At 67.6% G+C, this 15263-nt stretch carries 14 protein-coding genes; 4 read left to right on the forward strand and 10 right to left on the reverse strand.

The genetic code is table 11. The annotated features are described in order from the left end of the window. Window positions 1-614: hypothetical protein (locus tag ABWP84_RS00005; protein WP_353209927.1), on the forward strand; the 614-nt coding region annotated here is incomplete at its 5' end. Between the two features lie 116 nt (window positions 615-730). On the opposite strand, the gene rfbD is transcribed toward ABWP84_RS00005, so the two are convergent. The 8 genes from rfbD to ABWP84_RS00045 all read right to left on the reverse strand — a co-directional run bounded on the left by rfbD (window position 731) and on the right by ABWP84_RS00045 (window position 9811). Next, window positions 731-1603, reverse strand: coding sequence for a dTDP-4-dehydrorhamnose reductase (rfbD, locus tag ABWP84_RS00010; RefSeq protein ID WP_353209928.1), 873 nt, complete (start codon window positions 1601-1603; stop codon window positions 731-733). Between the two features lie 4 nt (window positions 1604-1607). Then, a complete protein-coding gene (rfbC, locus tag ABWP84_RS00015) occupies window positions 1608-2165 on the reverse strand; it encodes a dTDP-4-dehydrorhamnose 3,5-epimerase (RefSeq protein ID WP_353209929.1) in 558 nt (185 codons plus the stop codon). After that, entirely contained in the window at window positions 2162-3037 is an 876-nt protein-coding gene (rfbA, locus tag ABWP84_RS00020) for a glucose-1-phosphate thymidylyltransferase RfbA (protein ID WP_353209930.1), read from the reverse strand. The genes rfbC and rfbA overlap by 4 nt, the downstream gene beginning before the upstream one ends. Window positions 3038-3124: 87 nt before the next feature. Next, window positions 3125-4453, reverse strand: coding sequence for an aspartate aminotransferase family protein (locus ABWP84_RS00025; RefSeq protein WP_353209931.1), 1329 nt, complete (start codon window positions 4451-4453; stop codon window positions 3125-3127). 8 nt (window positions 4454-4461) lie between these two features. Beyond that, the gene (locus tag ABWP84_RS00030) at window positions 4462-5703 is read right to left on the reverse strand and encodes a nucleoside transporter C-terminal domain-containing protein (protein ID WP_353209932.1); all 1242 of its coding nucleotides are present in this window, start codon (window positions 5701-5703) and stop codon (window positions 4462-4464) included. Further along, a complete protein-coding gene (gene rmuC / locus ABWP84_RS00035; RefSeq protein WP_353209933.1) occupies window positions 5700-7166 on the reverse strand; it encodes a DNA recombination protein RmuC in 1467 nt (488 codons plus the stop codon). The genes ABWP84_RS00030 and rmuC overlap by 4 nt, the downstream gene beginning before the upstream one ends. Further along, on the reverse strand, window positions 7163-8728 hold the full coding sequence (gene purH / locus ABWP84_RS00040) for a bifunctional phosphoribosylaminoimidazolecarboxamide formyltransferase/IMP cyclohydrolase (RefSeq protein WP_353209934.1): 1566 nt from the start codon (window positions 8726-8728) through the stop codon (window positions 7163-7165). The genes rmuC and purH overlap by 4 nt, the downstream gene beginning before the upstream one ends. A gap of 87 nt (window positions 8729-8815) precedes the next feature. After that, the gene (locus ABWP84_RS00045) at window positions 8816-9811 is read right to left on the reverse strand and encodes an aspartate-semialdehyde dehydrogenase (protein ID WP_353209935.1); all 996 of its coding nucleotides are present in this window, start codon (window positions 9809-9811) and stop codon (window positions 8816-8818) included. Between the two features lie 154 nt (window positions 9812-9965). On the opposite strand from ABWP84_RS00045, the gene ABWP84_RS00050 reads away from it, so the two are divergent. After that, entirely contained in the window at window positions 9966-10568 is a 603-nt protein-coding gene (locus ABWP84_RS00050) for a M35 family metallo-endopeptidase (protein ID WP_353209936.1), read from the forward strand. A 111-nt stretch (window positions 10569-10679) separates the two neighbouring features. Beyond that, window positions 10680-11645, forward strand: a complete 966-nt coding sequence (locus ABWP84_RS00055; protein WP_353209937.1) for a tripartite tricarboxylate transporter substrate-binding protein — start codon at window positions 10680-10682, stop codon at window positions 11643-11645. 40 nt (window positions 11646-11685) lie between these two features. Here ABWP84_RS00055 and ABWP84_RS00060 read toward each other — a convergent pair whose 3' ends face one another. Then, window positions 11686-12915: an NAD(P)/FAD-dependent oxidoreductase gene (locus ABWP84_RS00060; RefSeq protein WP_353209938.1), complete on the reverse strand. Its 1230-nt coding sequence runs from the start codon at window positions 12913-12915 to the stop codon at window positions 11686-11688. Between the two features lie 34 nt (window positions 12916-12949). Here ABWP84_RS00060 and ABWP84_RS00065 point away from each other — a divergent pair, with 34 nt between their 5' ends. Beyond that, entirely contained in the window at window positions 12950-14053 is a 1104-nt protein-coding gene (locus tag ABWP84_RS00065; RefSeq protein ID WP_353209939.1) for a DSD1 family PLP-dependent enzyme, read from the forward strand. 3 nt (window positions 14054-14056) lie between these two features. On the opposite strand, the gene ABWP84_RS00070 is transcribed toward ABWP84_RS00065, so the two are convergent. Continuing rightward, on the reverse strand, window positions 14057-15223 hold the full coding sequence (locus ABWP84_RS00070) for a serine hydrolase (RefSeq protein WP_353209940.1): 1167 nt from the start codon (window positions 15221-15223) through the stop codon (window positions 14057-14059). Between the last annotated feature and the right edge of the window lie 40 nt (window positions 15224-15263).

The following is a 15263-nucleotide window of genomic DNA, read 5'->3' on the forward strand; positions in this document are numbered from 1 at the left end:
ACCAGGGCTCGGGCGAGGGCAGCGTGACCCTGCGCGGGCTCACGGCAGAGCCTAGCGAGGTCGCCGCCCCCTTCCTGGCGATGGTGGGGCTGGAGCGGCTGAATGCCGGGCTGACCCTCCGGGCCCGCTATGATGCTGCCAGCGGCAGGCTGGTGATGCCGGCCTTCTCGCTGGAGCTGCGCGATGTGGCTGCGGTGACCCTGGGCCTGAGCATGGATGGTTTAACGGCCGATGCCGCCCAGGCGCAGGATTTCAGCCGGATGCGCCTAGCCGATGCCAGGCTGCGGCTGGCCGACCATTCGCTCTACCAGCGCGCGCTTCAGGCCCTGGCGAGTGAGCAGGGCGGCAATACGCAGGCGGTGCGCGAACTCCATGCCCAGATCATTGCCGGCTTGCTCACCTCCACCCGGCCCGAGCCGGCAATGGAGGCGCTGCGCGAGGTGCTGCTGCGCTTCATCCGCGGCGAGATCAATGTGGTGGAGTTGCAGGCCAAGCCGGCGGCGCCATTGTCATTGGAATTGCTGGGGCTGGGGCTGGTGGCGGCGGTGGTGCAAGGGCCTGCGGGCGTTATCCGCCAGCTCGGCCTTTCGGCACGGGGCGAGCGGCAGCGTTAAGCAGGCTGCTGGCGGAGGAAAAGAAAGGGCGAAAGGGCTTTGCCCCTCGATCTTTTCTGCGCTCGCTTTCCGTTATTGAGCAGCCGGTTAGACAAGCCCACCCGACAGCACCACCCTTATTCCTTCAGCAGCCGCTCCACCGCGCGCGCCAGTGATAGCCGCCAATCCGCCGGCTGCACGCCATGCAGCGCGGTGATGCGGCTGCATTCCAGCCGGCTATCGGCCGGCCGGCGGGCCGGGGTGGGGTATTCCGCCGTGGTGATGGGATGCACGAGCGGTGCCTTGCGGCCATGCTTTGCGGCCTCGGCAAAGATCGCCTCGGCAAAGCCATGCCATGTTGTGGCCGGCGCGCCGGTGAGGTGGAACAGGCCCGTGCCCTGGCCGGCCACCACCCGTGGCGCCATGGTGATGATGGCCGCCGCCAGATCATCGGCGAAGGTGGGCGCGCCCTGCTGGTCGGCCACCACGCGCAATTCTTCGTGCGTTTCGCCAAGGCGCAGCATGGTTTTGAGGAAGTTATGGCCGGTGGCGCTGCACACCCAGGCGGTGCGAATAATGGCATGGCGCGGATTGGCCGCCGCCACCGCCTGCTCGCCCGCCAGCTTGGTGGCGCCATAAACGCCCAGCGGTGCGGGCGTATCATGCTCACGCCAGGGGCCCTGGCTGCCATCGAAGACATAATCGGTCGAAATATGGATGATCGCCGCGCCGGCGGCGGCGGCCGCCTGGGCCAGCAGCCCCGGGCCGGTGGCGTTGATGGCATGGGCCAGTTCAACATGGGTCTCGGCCGCATCCACCGCGGTATAGGCGGCGGCGTTGATCACCAATTCCGGCTGGGTGGCGGCCAGGGCGGCGGCGATGGAGGCCGCTTGGGTCAAATCCAGCTCGGGGGCTTCCATCAGATGGTGCGGCCAGGATGTGGCAGGCAGCGCCTCGGCCAAAGCGGTGCCGAGCTGGCCGGTGCGGCCCACCACCAGGATGCGCGGCATGGCGCTACCAGGCCTCCGGCAGTGCGGCCTCGGCCAGCAGCGGCGCGGCGCGGTCCTTATCGGAGAGCAGGGCCTGGCCGGGCGCGACCGGCCAGGGGATGGCAATGGCCGGATCATCAAAGCGGATGGCGGAATCGGTGGCCGGATCGTAGGGCGCATCCACCTTGTAGAGCACCTCGGTATCTTCGGTGAGGGTGCAAAGGCCATGGGCGAAGCCTGGCGGAATCCACAGTTGCAGCCAATTCTCGGCCGAGAGTTCGGCGGTGATAAACCTGCCAAAGCTGGGCGAGCCCGGGCGAATATCCACAGCCACATCAAAAATAGCGCCACGGACGCAGCGCACCAGCTTGCCCTGGGCGGTGGGCGGGCGTTGGAAATGCAGGCCGCGCACCGTGCCCTTCAGCCGCGAGAGGGAGTGATTATCCTGCACGAAGCTGCGGGTGATGCCTATTTCGGCGTGGGAGGAGGCTTTCCAGACCTCGCTGAAGAAGCCGCGTGAATCGGCAAAGCGGCGCGGCTCGATCAGAACCGGGCCCGCAATGTCGAAGCGGGCGAGGTTCATGCGTGCTGCCCATCGGCCAGTTCGAGCAGGTAGCGGCCATAGGCGGTCTTGGTGGTGCCGCGCGCGCGCAGGGCAGCGGCGTCGAGGAAACCGCGGCGGAAGGCGATCTCCTCCGGGCAGCCGACCTGCAGGCCCTGGCGGTGCTGCACCGTCTGCACAAAGGTGCCCGCCTCCAGCAGGCTATCCGGCGTGCCGGCATCCAGCCAGGCGGTGCCACGGCCCAGGCGTTCGGCGCGCAGCGCGCCCAGTTTCATGTAAAGGATATTGAGGTCGGTGATTTCCAGCTCGCCGCGCCCGGAGGGCTTCAGCGACGCCGCCAATTCCGTCACGCGCTTATCGTAGAAATAGAGCCCGATCACCGCCCAATTGGATTTGGGGCGGAGCGGCTTTTCCTCCAGCGAGAGCACCCGGCCCTGATCATCGAACTCGGCCACGCCATAGCGCTCCGGATCGGCCACGCGATAGCCGAAAACCGTGGCCTCGCCCTGCTCGGCGCGCCGGGCGCAGGCCTGGAACTGATCCGACAGGCCTTCGCCGTAAACAATATTGTCACCCAGCGCCAAGGCGCAGGCCTCGCCGGCAATCCATTCGGCGCCGATCTGGAAGGCCTGGGCGATGCCATCGGGCGAGGGCTGCTCGGCATAGGTGATGCTCACGCCATAGGCTGAACCATCACCCAAGAGGCGCTGAAAGCCCGGCAGATCATGCGGCGTGGAGATCAGCATGATGTCGCGAATACCCGCCAGCATCAGGGTGCCGAGCGGGAAATAGATCATCGGCTTGTCATAGACCGGCAGCAGCTGCTTGGAGCAGGCCAGGGTCATGGGGTGGAGGCGGGTGCCAGATCCGCCAGCGAGAAGAATACCCTTCAAGTTACGCTATCCTTTCGCAGCCTTGCGGCACCGCATCGGTGCCGGAACCGGAATAACCCAATACTGGCATTTGGGATAGATGCGATATCATCCAAGCAACGCCCGGTCCACGGCCTCGCCGAACCTTTCGACAATCATGCCGATCTCCTCGGCGGTGGCATTATAGGGGGGGGCGAGCAGCACATGGTCACCCCGCCGGCCATCGATGGTGCCGCCCATGGGGTAGCAGGCCAGGCCCAGCGCATAGGCCTCGGCGCCGATGCGGGCATGGAGCTTTTTCGCCGGGTCGAAGACGGATTTGCTGCCCCGCTCCTCCACCAATTCGATAGCCCAGAACAGGCCGCGGCCGCGGATATCGCCGACATGGCGGTGATTGCCCAGGCGTTCGGTCAATTGCGCCTCCAGCAGCCGGCCCATGGTCTGGACATTGTCGATGAGGTTTTCGCCCTGGATCACCTCCTGCACCGCCAGCGCCGCCGCGCAGGCCATGGGGTGGGCCTGATAGGTATGGCCATGCATGAAACCGCCCGAGCCATTGCGGATGGGGTCCAGCACCCGGTCATTGACCAAAATGCCGCCAATGGGCTGGTAGCCCCCGCCCAACCCCTTGGCGATGACCTGGATATCGGGGGCGACGCCCTCGGCCTCCCAGGCATGCAGGCTGCCGCAGCGGCCCATGCCGGACATCACCTCATCGAGGATGAGCAGCGCGCCATGCCGGTCACACACCGCCTTCATGGCCTGGAAATAGCCGGGGAGGGCGGCCACGCAGCCCAAGGTCGCGCCCACCACCGTCTCGGCCACGAAACCGGCAACGGTGTTGGGCCCCACACGGACAAACTCGGCTTCCAGCTCATCGGCCAGGCGCTGGACATAGGCGGCGTCACTCTCGCCCGACATTTGGTCGCGATAGGCGTAGCAGGGCGAGACATGGCTGAAGGCGTCGGTCAGGATGGGCGCATAGGGCGCGCGGCGCATGGCATTGCCGCCCATGGCGAGGGCGCCGAGGGTATTGCCGTGATAGCTCTGCCGCCGGGCAATGAAATGGAACCGCTCCGGCTGGCCGGCTTCGACAAAATGCTGCCGCGCCATTTTGATGGCCGCCTCCATCCCCTCACTGCCGGAGGAGACGAAATAGGCGTGGGTCAGGCCGCCCGGGGCGTGGCCCACCAGCATATCCGCCAGCGCCTCGGCCGCCGGATTGGAGTAGAGGCTGGTATGGGCGTAGGTGAGCTTGTCCAATTGGTTGCGCATCGCGGCCAGCACATGCGGGTGGCCATGGCCGAGGCAAGCCACGGCGGCGCCGCCCGAGCCATCCATCACCCGATGCCCGTCAGCACCGGTCAACCAGATGCCCTGGCCGGAGGCGGCCAGTGGCGGATCGGCGCGAAGATTGCGATGAACGAGGTGCGACATGACGCTTCCTATGGCGTGAGAATGCCCACCGTAGCACCCACCATGCAGCACGCCAGAGTGGCCGCCAGCAGGCTGGGCCAGCCGAGCGCGACAATATCTGCCCTGCGTTCCGGGCACATCGCACACATCCCCCCCAGCATGATCCCCAACGAGCCGATATTGGTGAAGCCGCAGAGCGCATAGGTGAGGATCAGCCGCGAGCGTTCCGACAGCCCCGCGCCCCCCGACTGCGCGAGGTTGAGATAGGCCACGAATTCATTGATCACCAGCTTCACCCCCAGCGAGGCGCCGATGATGGCCGATTCCGCCCAGGGCACGCCCATGGCCAGCGCCAGCGGCCGGAACACCCAGCCGGCCAGGGATTGCAGGCTCATCCCCGTCAAGGGCTCGATGGCGAGGTTCACCAGGGCCACCAGGGCGACGAAGACGATCAACGTGGCCATGATGCCCAGCAGCAGCTGCAGCCCATCCATGGTGCCCTGGACCAGCGCCTCCATGGAGGAGGTGTAGAGCGGCGCGGCCTTGGCCTGTGCGGGGTCGGGCACGAAGCCCGGCTCGGGCGGGATCATCAGCATGGCAGCAAGCACCGAGGCAGGTGCGGCGATGAGCGAGGCCGCCAGCAACTGCCCCGCCGCATCCGGCACCACCGGCGCCAGCAGCGTGGCATAGACCACCAGCGTATTGCCCGAAATCGTGGCCAGCCCGGCCACCATCACCACGAAGATCTCCGAACGCGTCAGCCGCGCCAGCCAGGCGCGGATGAGCAGCGGCGCCTCCACCATGCCGACAAAGACATTGGCGGCGATGGAGAAGCCAGCCGCACCGCCCAGGCCAAAGCCCGCGGTCACGATCCGGCCCATCACCCCCACCAGCAACGGCAAGACCCGCCAATGATACAGCAGCGCGGAGAGCGCGCCGACCAGCAGCACAAGAGGCAGCGCCTGGAAAAACAGGATGAACGCCGCGCCGGGAAAAGGTTCCACAAACGGCAAAGGCCCGCCGCCGAGATAACCAAAGACCAGCGAGGTGCCAGCGGTGGTGGCCCGCGCCAGCGCCGAGACCGCATCCCCGACATAGGAAAACGCCGCCCGGAAGGGGGCCACATGCAGCATGGCGGCACCCAGCGCCAATTGCCCGGCCAGGCCGGCAACCACGACCCTCAGGGTCACACCCCGGCGAAACCCGCCACAGGCCCAGGCCAGGAGACACAGCGCCAGCAGGCCGGCGGCGGATTGCAGCTGTAGGGTCAATCTTCGTCGCCTTCTATCGTGCCATCGCTCAGGCCCAGCAGGGCCGTGGCCTCCTCGCCCGGCAGCGCGTCTACGCTGCGCAGCTTGCTGGCGATAACCCGGGTGCGCTGTTGCACCCGGCCGATGGTCGTACCGACGGTGCCGACCTGCTTGGCCAGGCTGGCGAAGAGCGCATCCATCTTGCCGATCTCGGCCTTCGTCGCCCCCAGCAAATCCTTCACGCTTTCGGCGTTTTTGGAGAGTGCGAGCGTGACATGGCCAAGCTGGATGGTCCGCAACATGGCCGGCAAAAGGGTGGGGCCGAGCACCACGATGCGATGGTCGCGGCCAATGCCATCAATCAGGCCTGGAATGCGCGCCACCTCGGCATAAAGCCCTTCGGTGGGCAGATAGAGCACGGCAAATTCCGTGGTGCGCGGCGGGTTGATGTATTTTTCGGCGATTTTTTTCGATTGGGTGCGAATCGCCACTTCCAGCCCGCGCCGGGCCTGCGCCTCGGCCACCGGGTCGGCGGCCTCCCAGGCGGCTTGCAGGCGTTCGAAATCCTCGGTGGGGAATTTGCTGTCGATGGGCAGCAGCACCTGGGTCTCGCCGCTGCTGGGCATCACCACGCAGAATTCCACCGCATCGGCGCTGCCCTCCACCAGCTTAACGTTCTGCTGGTAGCTATTGGGCGGCAGAATGTCGTCGAGCATGCTGCGCACCTGGGTCTCGCCCCAGCCGCCGCGGGTTTTCACATTGCCGAAGAGCCGCTTGATGTCGCCGATCTGGGTGGTGACGGCCTGGACATCGCCCATGGCCTTTTGCAGCGCGGCGAATTGGTCGATGACCCGGGCAAAGCTCTCGGTCATCTTTTTCTCGACCGCCTCGGCCAGTTGCTCATTCACGCTTTTCTGGATTTCGGCGAGGCGGGCATCATTGCCCTCGCGCATTTCCTTCAGCTTGGCTTCCATCAGGTCGCGCGTGGTGTTCAGTTCGCTGGCCAGCTTCTGCTGCGCGGCGGCTTGGGCTTCCACAATGCCGGTGCGCAGCTTTTCGAAATTGGTGTTGATCTCGCCAATGCCGCCGGCGAGGTCGCGGCGCAGTATGGCGGCGGTCTCGGCCTGGGCTTCGCGCGCGGCGACAAAACCCAGGCGCTGGGTCTCGGCCGCCTCGGTCTGCAACTTGACCAGCTGCGCGGTCAGCCCGGCGATGGCGCTTTGCAGGGCGTTTTGGTTCTCCACCAATTGCCGCGTCTGTTCCACCGCAAAGCCGGAGATCACCCGGCCATTTTCCTCACTGGCGGCCGCCAGCGCCGCCCGGGTATCGCCGCCCAGCGCGCCCAGGCGTTCGCCCTGCCGCTCCTGCGCGGCCTGCAACAGGGCGAGGGTCGGGTCAGCCGGTGGCCTGCGCAGCAGCAGCAGCGCCAGCAGCAGGATAATGACGGCCAGCGCCGCCAGGATGAGGAGCGTATCGAGGCTCAATGCCGGAAATGCCGCATGCCGGTGAACACCATGGCGAGCCCCGCGGCATCGGCCGCCGCGATCACCTCGGCATCACGCATGGAGCCCCCGGGCTGGATCACCGCCGTGGCACCCGCAGCCGCCGCCGCCTCCAGCCCATCGGCGAAGGGGAAGAAGGCGTCCGAGGCGACTACACTGCCCACCGCCAGCGAGGTCTCAAGCCCTGCGGCGCGCGCTGCCTCGCCACTCTTCCAGGCGGCAATGCGCGACGAATCCACCCGGCTCATCTGTCCCGCGCCAATGCCCACCGTGGCGCCGTCCTTGGCATAGATGATGGCGTTGGATTTGACGTGTTTGGCCACGCGGAAGGCGAAGATCAGGTCGGCCAGTTCAGCGGGCGTAGGGGCGCGCTTTGTCACCACCTGCAGCACGGCCTCGTTCACCCGGCCGCTATCCCTGCCCTGTGCCAAAAACCCGCCGCCGACACTGCGAAACACCATCCCGGCCGAGGCCGGATCAGGCAGCCCGCCGGTCAGCAACAGGCGAAGGTTTTTCTTGCGGGCAAAGGCCTCGATCGCGTCATCATCCGCCTCGGGGGCGATCACCACCTCGGAGAAGATTGCGGCCATTTTTTCCGCCGCCGCCCGGTCCAGCCGGCGATTGACGGCAATGATGCCGCCAAAAGCCGAAACCGGGTCGCAGCGCAATGCCAGGTCCCAGGCCTCGCTCAGCGTCGCCCCCTGGGCCACGCCGCAGGGGTTGGCGTGCTTGACGATCACCACACTCGGCGCCTCGAACTCGGCCACGCATTCGAAGGCGGCGTCGGTGTCGTTGAGGTTGTTGAAGCTCAGCGCCTTGCCCTGCACCTGCCGCGCGGTGGCAATGCCAGGCCGCGCCGAGCCGTCGAGGTAGAAACCGGCCTGCTGATGCGGGTTCTCGCCATAGCGCAGGGTCTGGGCGAGGGTGCCGGCAAAGGCGAGGCGGGGGGGGAATTCCTGGCCGAGTTGGCCGGCGAACCAGGCGGCAATCGCCGCGTCATAGGCCGCGGTGCGGGCATAGGCGGCGGCGGCGAATTCACGCCGCATCACCGCCGTACTGCCGCCCGCTGCCATCACCCGGGCAAGCTGCGCGGGTTCGGTGATCACCACCACATCGGCGTGGTTTTTGGCTGCCGAGCGGATCATCGCCGGGCCGCCAATATCAATATTCTCGATGCAGGCGTCGAAATCCCCGCCGGCCTTCACCGTGGCCTCGAAGGGGTAGAGGTTCACCGCCACCAGATCGATCGGCGCGATGGCGTGTTCGGCCATTTGCGCCAGATGCGCGGCATCATCCCGCCGGCCCAGAATGCCGCCATGCACCTGCGGCACCAGGGTCTTCACCCGGCCATCGAGGATTTCGGGGAAGCCGGTATGCTCGCTCACATCCTTCACCGGCACGGAGGCCTCGCGCAGGGCCTTCGCGGTGCCGCCGGTGGAGAGGATCTCCGCGCCCTGCGCAGCCAGCCAGCGGCCGAATTCGACCAGGCCGGTCTTGTCGCTGACAGAGATCAGCGCGCGGCGGATGGGCAGGGTATCGGTCATGGCTGCAGCCTCACTATTCGAATGCATGGGCCTTCAACACCCGTTGGGGGGTAAGCTCAAGCCGCGCCTACGCCCCCCAGTCCAGCGTCACCGCCGCATCTTCTCGGCAATCTGCACCGCATTGAGTGCAGCGCCCTTCAGCAATTGGTCGCCGCACAGGAAAAAATCCAAACCGCAATCGCCAAAGACCGGATTGGCCCTGATCCGCCCGGCCTCGACATCATCCTGCCCGGTGGCGGTGATCGGCATGGGGTAGCGCTGCGCCGCCGGCTCATCCACCACCCGCACCCCCGCCGCGCGGGAGAGCACTTCGCGCGCGGCTTCGGCCGTCACCGGCCGCTCGGTCTCAATCGTCACCGCCTCGGCATGGACGCGGAAGGTGGGGATGCGCACCGCAGTGCAGGAGATGAGAAGATCGGGCATGCCCATGATCTTGCGGCTCTCCCAGGCGACCTTCATCTCCTCACGCGTGTAGCCATTGGGCTGGAAAGTATCGATTTGCGGAATGACGTTGAAGGCCAGCGGATGGGCGAAGACATCATGCTGCGCCGGCTGCCCTTCGACCAGCACGCGCCGCGTCTCGCGCTCCAGCTCGGCCATGCCCTCGGCACCCGCGCCGCTTGCGGCCTGATAGGTCGAGACGATGACGCGCTTCAGGCCAAAGGCCTGGCGCAGCGGCTCGAGTGCCACCACCAGAATCGCGGTGGTGCAATTGGGATTGGCGATCAGCCGATGCTGGCCGATGGCGGCGGCATTCACCTCGGGCACCACCAGCGGCACATCGGCCTCCAGCCGCAGCGCCGAGGAATTATCCACCACCGCCACGCCCTCGGCCGCCAGGGCGCGGGCATGGGCGCGGGCGAATTCGCCCGAGACCGCGAGCAGCGCCAGGTCAAGGTTTCGGGCGCCATCGGGGCTATAGGCCTCGATCGTCACATCGCCCCAAGGCGTGGATTGTTTGGTGCCGGCAGAGCGCGTGGAGGCGAAGAGCCGCAGCTCCTTCACCGGAAAATGCCGCTTGGCGAGCACCTCCACCAATTCCTTGCCGACCGCGCCCGTGGCACCGATCACGCCCACCCGCATAACACCACTCTCCCAAGTTCAAACGCCGCACCGTTAGCCGAATGCCAGCAAAGGGAAAATAGCGCCTGGTGGCCGAAAATGGGAAAAGCCGCGCGCAAAAACTTCGCTTCCTGCGGCACCGTGATGTGCTTTTATAGCGGCGGCGGAAGCGGAGATGGGCGTGGTGATGCGGCGATGGATGGGTCTGGTGGGGGGCGCTTGGCTGCTGCTGGCGGGCGCTGCGCATGCGCAATACCCGCAAAAACCCGGCTGGGGCGGCCAGCCAGCCCCTGGCACCTGCAGCCAGCAGGAGGCCATGCAGATCGAAACCGCCTTTCGTGAGGCAACCCAGATGGCCCGTTACGCCATCCGCGCGCTGGACGAAAACCCGAATCTGCCGGAATTCCGCCGCTGGTTCGGCGCGGCTCCGGTGGCGCCGGTGCGCCGCAACCTGGTCATCATCGCCGATTATCTGATGCGCCGGCGCCCGCCGCAAATCGCCTGCAACAGCCCCGCCATGTGCCCGCGCGGGCGTTTTGCCTATACGATGAGCGGCTCGGGCGCGATGGGGTTTTGTGAGCTCTTCTTCAGCGCCCGCGCCGATGGCTGGGACAGCCGGGCGGGCATCGTCATCCATGAGGTGAGCCACGCCGCCGCCCGCACCCGTGATGTGGCCTATTCCATCCGCGGTGCTGCGATCCTGGCCAAGGATGACCCGGCCTCGGCCGTGAACAACGCCGATAATTACGAATATTTCGTGGAAAGCCTGCGGCGCTGAGCTGCGGCGGGGCCCCGGTGGCGGATTTTTGCCCGCTCTGGAGTTGACGGCGGGGCTGCCGCTTCGGAGCATGGCCCGCCCCCTTCGGGGCCAATGCAACGGAGAACCTCCATGCCCACACGCCGCAGCCTGCTTATGGCCATGCCCGCCCTGCCTGCCCTGGCGCAGGGTTGGAGCCCCTCGGGCCCCATGCGTATCATCGTGCCCTTCCCCGCAGGCGGCACCACGGATTTGCTGGCCCGGCTCTATGCGCAGCGGCTGACGGAAGCGCTCGGGGTTTCGGTGGTGGTGGAAAATCGCGGCGGCGGCGGTGGCTCGATCGGCGCCGATGTGGTGGCCAAGGCCGCCCCGGATGGCCAGACGCTGCTGTTCCACAACCTCACCTTCAGCACCACGACGGCCGCGCTGGAATTCGCCGGCCGCGCGCCGCATTCCATCGAGCGCGACTTTGCCCCCCTCACGCTCGGCGCCAATGTGCCGATGATGCTGCTGGTGGGGGCGCAGGTGCCGGCGCAGAATCTGGGTGAGTTCATCGCCTGGGCGCGCGCGCAGAATCCGGCAGCCTTCTACGGCTCAACCGGGCCCGGCAGCACCATCAACCTCATGGCCGAGGTACTGAAGCGCGACGCCAATATCCGCATGGACCATGTGCCCTTCCGTGGCGCCGCCCCCCTGGTGCAAGAAATGCTGGCCGGGCGCATCGCCTTTGGCGGCGACCAGCTTTCCTCCTCGCTGGGGCATATTCGCGGCGGCACATTGCGGCCCATAGCAACGCTGGCCAGCAGCCGCGCCAGCGCCCTGCCCCAGGTTGGCACGGTGCGCGAGCAGGGTTTCGCCAATCTTGAGATGCTGGGCTGGAATGGCTTCTTCGCGCCCGCCCGCACCCCCGAGCCCATCCTGGCCCGGCTGCAGGCCGAGCTGGCGGCGGCGGCGCGCCACCCGGCGGTGGTCAGCCGGATCACCGAACTCGGCGCCGAGCCGGGCGGCAATAGCGCGGCCGAATTCACCGCCCAGGTGCATGGCCAGGTGGCAGCGATGCGCCCGCTGGTGCGGGAGCTGCGGATGACGGTGGAGTAAGCTCGGCGGTTCTCCGCCCTGCCCTTTGCGCTCCTGCGCATCAAGCGGCGGGCGGATTGTCCAGCAATGATCTCGCGGCGCGCTCACCCTCGGCCCAGGCGCCGCCGATGGTGCCGGCGAGGCCGCGATGCGTGGCCTCACCGGCGAAAAGCAGCGGCCCCAGCGGCTCGGCCAGCACCGCGCGGGCGCCGGCCGCGCCGGGCCGGGCCTGGCTATAGCTGCCGAGGAAGTGAGGGTTTTCGCCCCAATCCGTCACCAGCCCCTGGCCGAGATGCCCAGGCCCGAAAATAGTGGCGAATTCGGCGCGCAATTCCGCCTCGGTCTCGGCCGGCCCGGCCGCGCTCAACGCCCAGGCGCGCGCACCACCGACAAAGCCAAACAGGTGATCGGCGCCGAAGGGCCACATGATCCAACTGGCCGGGCGGGGATTCTCTGGCGTCACCCGCACGCGGATGCCGTGAAAGGGGCCAATGCCCAGCCTTTCGCTGCAACGAAAGCCGAATTTGGTCAAAAGTCCCATCGGCAGGTCATGCACCGCCTGGGCGTGGCGGGGCGGCAAGGCGGGGGTGAAGCGGATGCCCTCTGCGGCCAGCACCCCGGTGGAGACGGTCACAATCGCCGCCCGGGCGCGCAGCATGCCAAAGCCGCCCCGAGCCACCACGCCGGGGCCTGACCAATCCAGGCTCTCCACCGGGGCATTCAGCCGGATGGGCAGCGCCGCCGCGAGCCCGGCCAGAAGGGCGCCCACACCCTGGCGCGGCAGCAGATTGGGGCCCTCCAGGTCATTCTCTATCTGGTCATGCAGGGAGAGCAGTTCCACCTCGCGCGCCTGGATTTGCGCGCCCTGCCAGTGGCGGATGGTGGCATCCCAAAAGCCGCCCTGGGGCACCACCGAGGCGACCGGGCAGTCGGGCAGCGCGGCGGCTGCGTCCATCGCGGCGAAAAATGCATCCTCGGCCCGGGCATGGGCGGCGATTTCCTCTGGCATGGCCCAGCGGTCACCCATCCAGAAATGCCGCTCGCGCACCGTGTCATGGTCCAGCGCATCGGTGGCGAAGCGGGTGAGCGGGTTGGTATCGGCATCATGCAGCCAGGTGGCGCCATGGTCGAAGGGCGCGCCCAGGGTCAGGCAGGTTTTGGCGCGGCCGCCCAGGAGCGGCCCGGCCTCCAGCACCAGGCAGGTGAGCCCGCCGGCGAGAAGGGTGCGGGCGGCGCTGATGCCGGCGGCGCCAGCGCCGATGACCAGCACATCTGGATTGGTGAACGACATGGCCGCAAGATGGGGATTGATCAGGAGATTCGCCATGCAGCCACCCCCCGCCGAACCCGGCATGCACGAGCAGGAGGTGGATACCCCCGCCCTGCTGCTCGACCTCGATGCCTTCGAGGCCAATCTGGACGCCATGGCCGCCGCCCTGGCCCCCACCGGCACCAAGCTGCGCGCCCATACCAAGACCCACAAGTCGCCGGTGATCGCGCGGTTGCAGATGGAGCGCGGCGCGGTGGGCCAATGCGTGCAGAAAGTAGCCGAGGCCGAAGTGCTGGCCTGGGGCGGCATTCCGGATATTCTGGTCACCAATGAGGTGGTGGGCCCGCGCAAGCTGGCGCGGCTGGCGGCGCTGAACAGCATTTCCCGGGTTGGCATCTGCGCCGATGACCGAGGCCAGGTCGATGCCATCGCCGCGGCGGCTGCGGCCTGCGGCCGGCGCATCACCGTGCTGGTGGAAATCGATGTCGGCGGTGCGCGCTGCGGCGTGCAGCCAGGGCCGGATGCGGTGGCGCTGGCGCAATACATCGCCGCCAGCCCGCATCTCATCTTTGGCGGCATCCAGGCCTATCAGGGCAGCGCGCAGCATATCCGCGCGCCGGAAGCGCGGGCGGCGGCGATTGATAGCGCCATTGGCGATGTTCGGCGCACGGTGGAGCAGTTGCGCCAGCAGGGGCTTGCCTGCCCCATCGTGGGCGGTGCAGGCACCGGCACCTTCGCACAGGAGGCGGCAAGCGGCGTCTATACCGAGATTCAGGCCGGCTCCTACGCCTTCATGGATGCCGATTATGCCCGCAACCAGGGTGCGCCGCCGTTCCGGCAGTCGCTCTTCGTGCTGGCAACGGTGATGAGCACGGCGGTGCCGGGCGTGGCGGTGGTGGATGCCGGCCATAAGGCGATGCCGACCGATAGCGGCTATCCGCTGGTGCATGGCCGGCCGGGCCTGGAATATGTCGGTGCTTCGGACGAGCACGGCAAGATCTTGCTGGGCGATGGCGCGCGGCCGGACTGCGGCGAGAAGCTGCGCCTGGTGCCGGCGCATTGCGACCCGACAGTGGACCGCTACGACTGGTATGTGGGCGTGCGAAAGGGCCGGGTGGAGTGTCTCTGGCCGGTCGCCGCGCGGGGCGCGATGGCCTGAGGCTCAGGTCCGCGTCACCGGTCGCCCTGGCGCTGGCGTCAAGGGCCGCGGTTCCTGCGCAACAGCGGGCCGCGGCATGGGCCGCGCCGGCTGGGCGGGCCGGTTGGCTGCGGGGGTGGTGGCCTGCCGCTGCTGCTGCTGCTGCGCCGTGGCGGGCGGCCTTGTGCTGCTGGAGGTCAGCACCGTTGGCGGCTGCCGGGGCCCACGCACCAGAGGCTGCGCCACTGGCCGGACAGGGGGGGCGCTGGCCATGACCCGTGGCTGGGCCGCCATCCGCACCGCCGGGGCCCGGGGCTGGGCCTCGCGCGCCATGCTGCCGCGATTGGTCTGCATCACGTCATAGCTATTGGCGCGCCGCGCCACGCCGACGCGCTGGAAGCCATCATCCATCAATTCGGCCATGTGCCGGTCACGCTCAACCCAGGAACTGCCGCCCATCACCGCGCCGATCAAACGCACACCATCACGCCGGGCGGAGGTGACGATGTTGAAGCCGCTCCAGCGGGTATAGCCGGTCTTGATACCGTCCATGCCGTCATAGGCGCTGAGCATGTGGTTGTGATTGTGAATCTGGCGGTTGTTCCAGCGGAAGGCCGTTGTGCTGAAATAGGCGTATTGCCGCGGAAAATCGGCCTGCAGGCGGCTGCCGAGCAGGGCCATGTCGCGCGCAGTGGTCCGCTGCTCGGCGTCGGGCAGGCCGGAGGCGTTGCGGAAGGTGCTGCGCGTCATGCCCAGCGAGCGGGCGCGCTGGGTCATCATCTGGGCGAAACGCTCCTCGGTGCCGCCGAGATGCTCGGCGATTGCCGCGGCCACATCATTGGCCGACCGGGTAACGACGGCGAGGATCGCATCCTCGAGCGCCAGGGAGTAGCCTGCGGGCAGGCCCAGCTTGGAGGGCGGGCGGGTGGCGGCCTCGGCGCTCATCGTGATGCGGGCATCGGGCTGCACCCGGCCATCGCGCATCGCCTCGAAGAGCATGTACAGCGTCATCATCTTGGTCAGGCTGGCGGGGAAGCGGGGCTCATCGGCATTGGCCTGATGCAGCACCTGGCCACGGGAATCGAGCAGGATCGCGGCATAATTCGCCCTGTTCGTGATGTCGGCATGGGCGGGGATGGCCACGGCAAAAAACGCCAATGCCAAGCCCAGCCTGATCGCGCGAAATGTCATTCCAGCCCCCACAGCCTCACGGCCCGCACCCCCCAGCGCG

Origin of the sequence: Rhodovarius sp. (assembly GCF_040399605.1) — a bacterium.
Taxonomy (GTDB): domain Bacteria; phylum Pseudomonadota; class Alphaproteobacteria; order Acetobacterales; family Acetobacteraceae; genus Rhodovarius; species Rhodovarius crocodyli_A.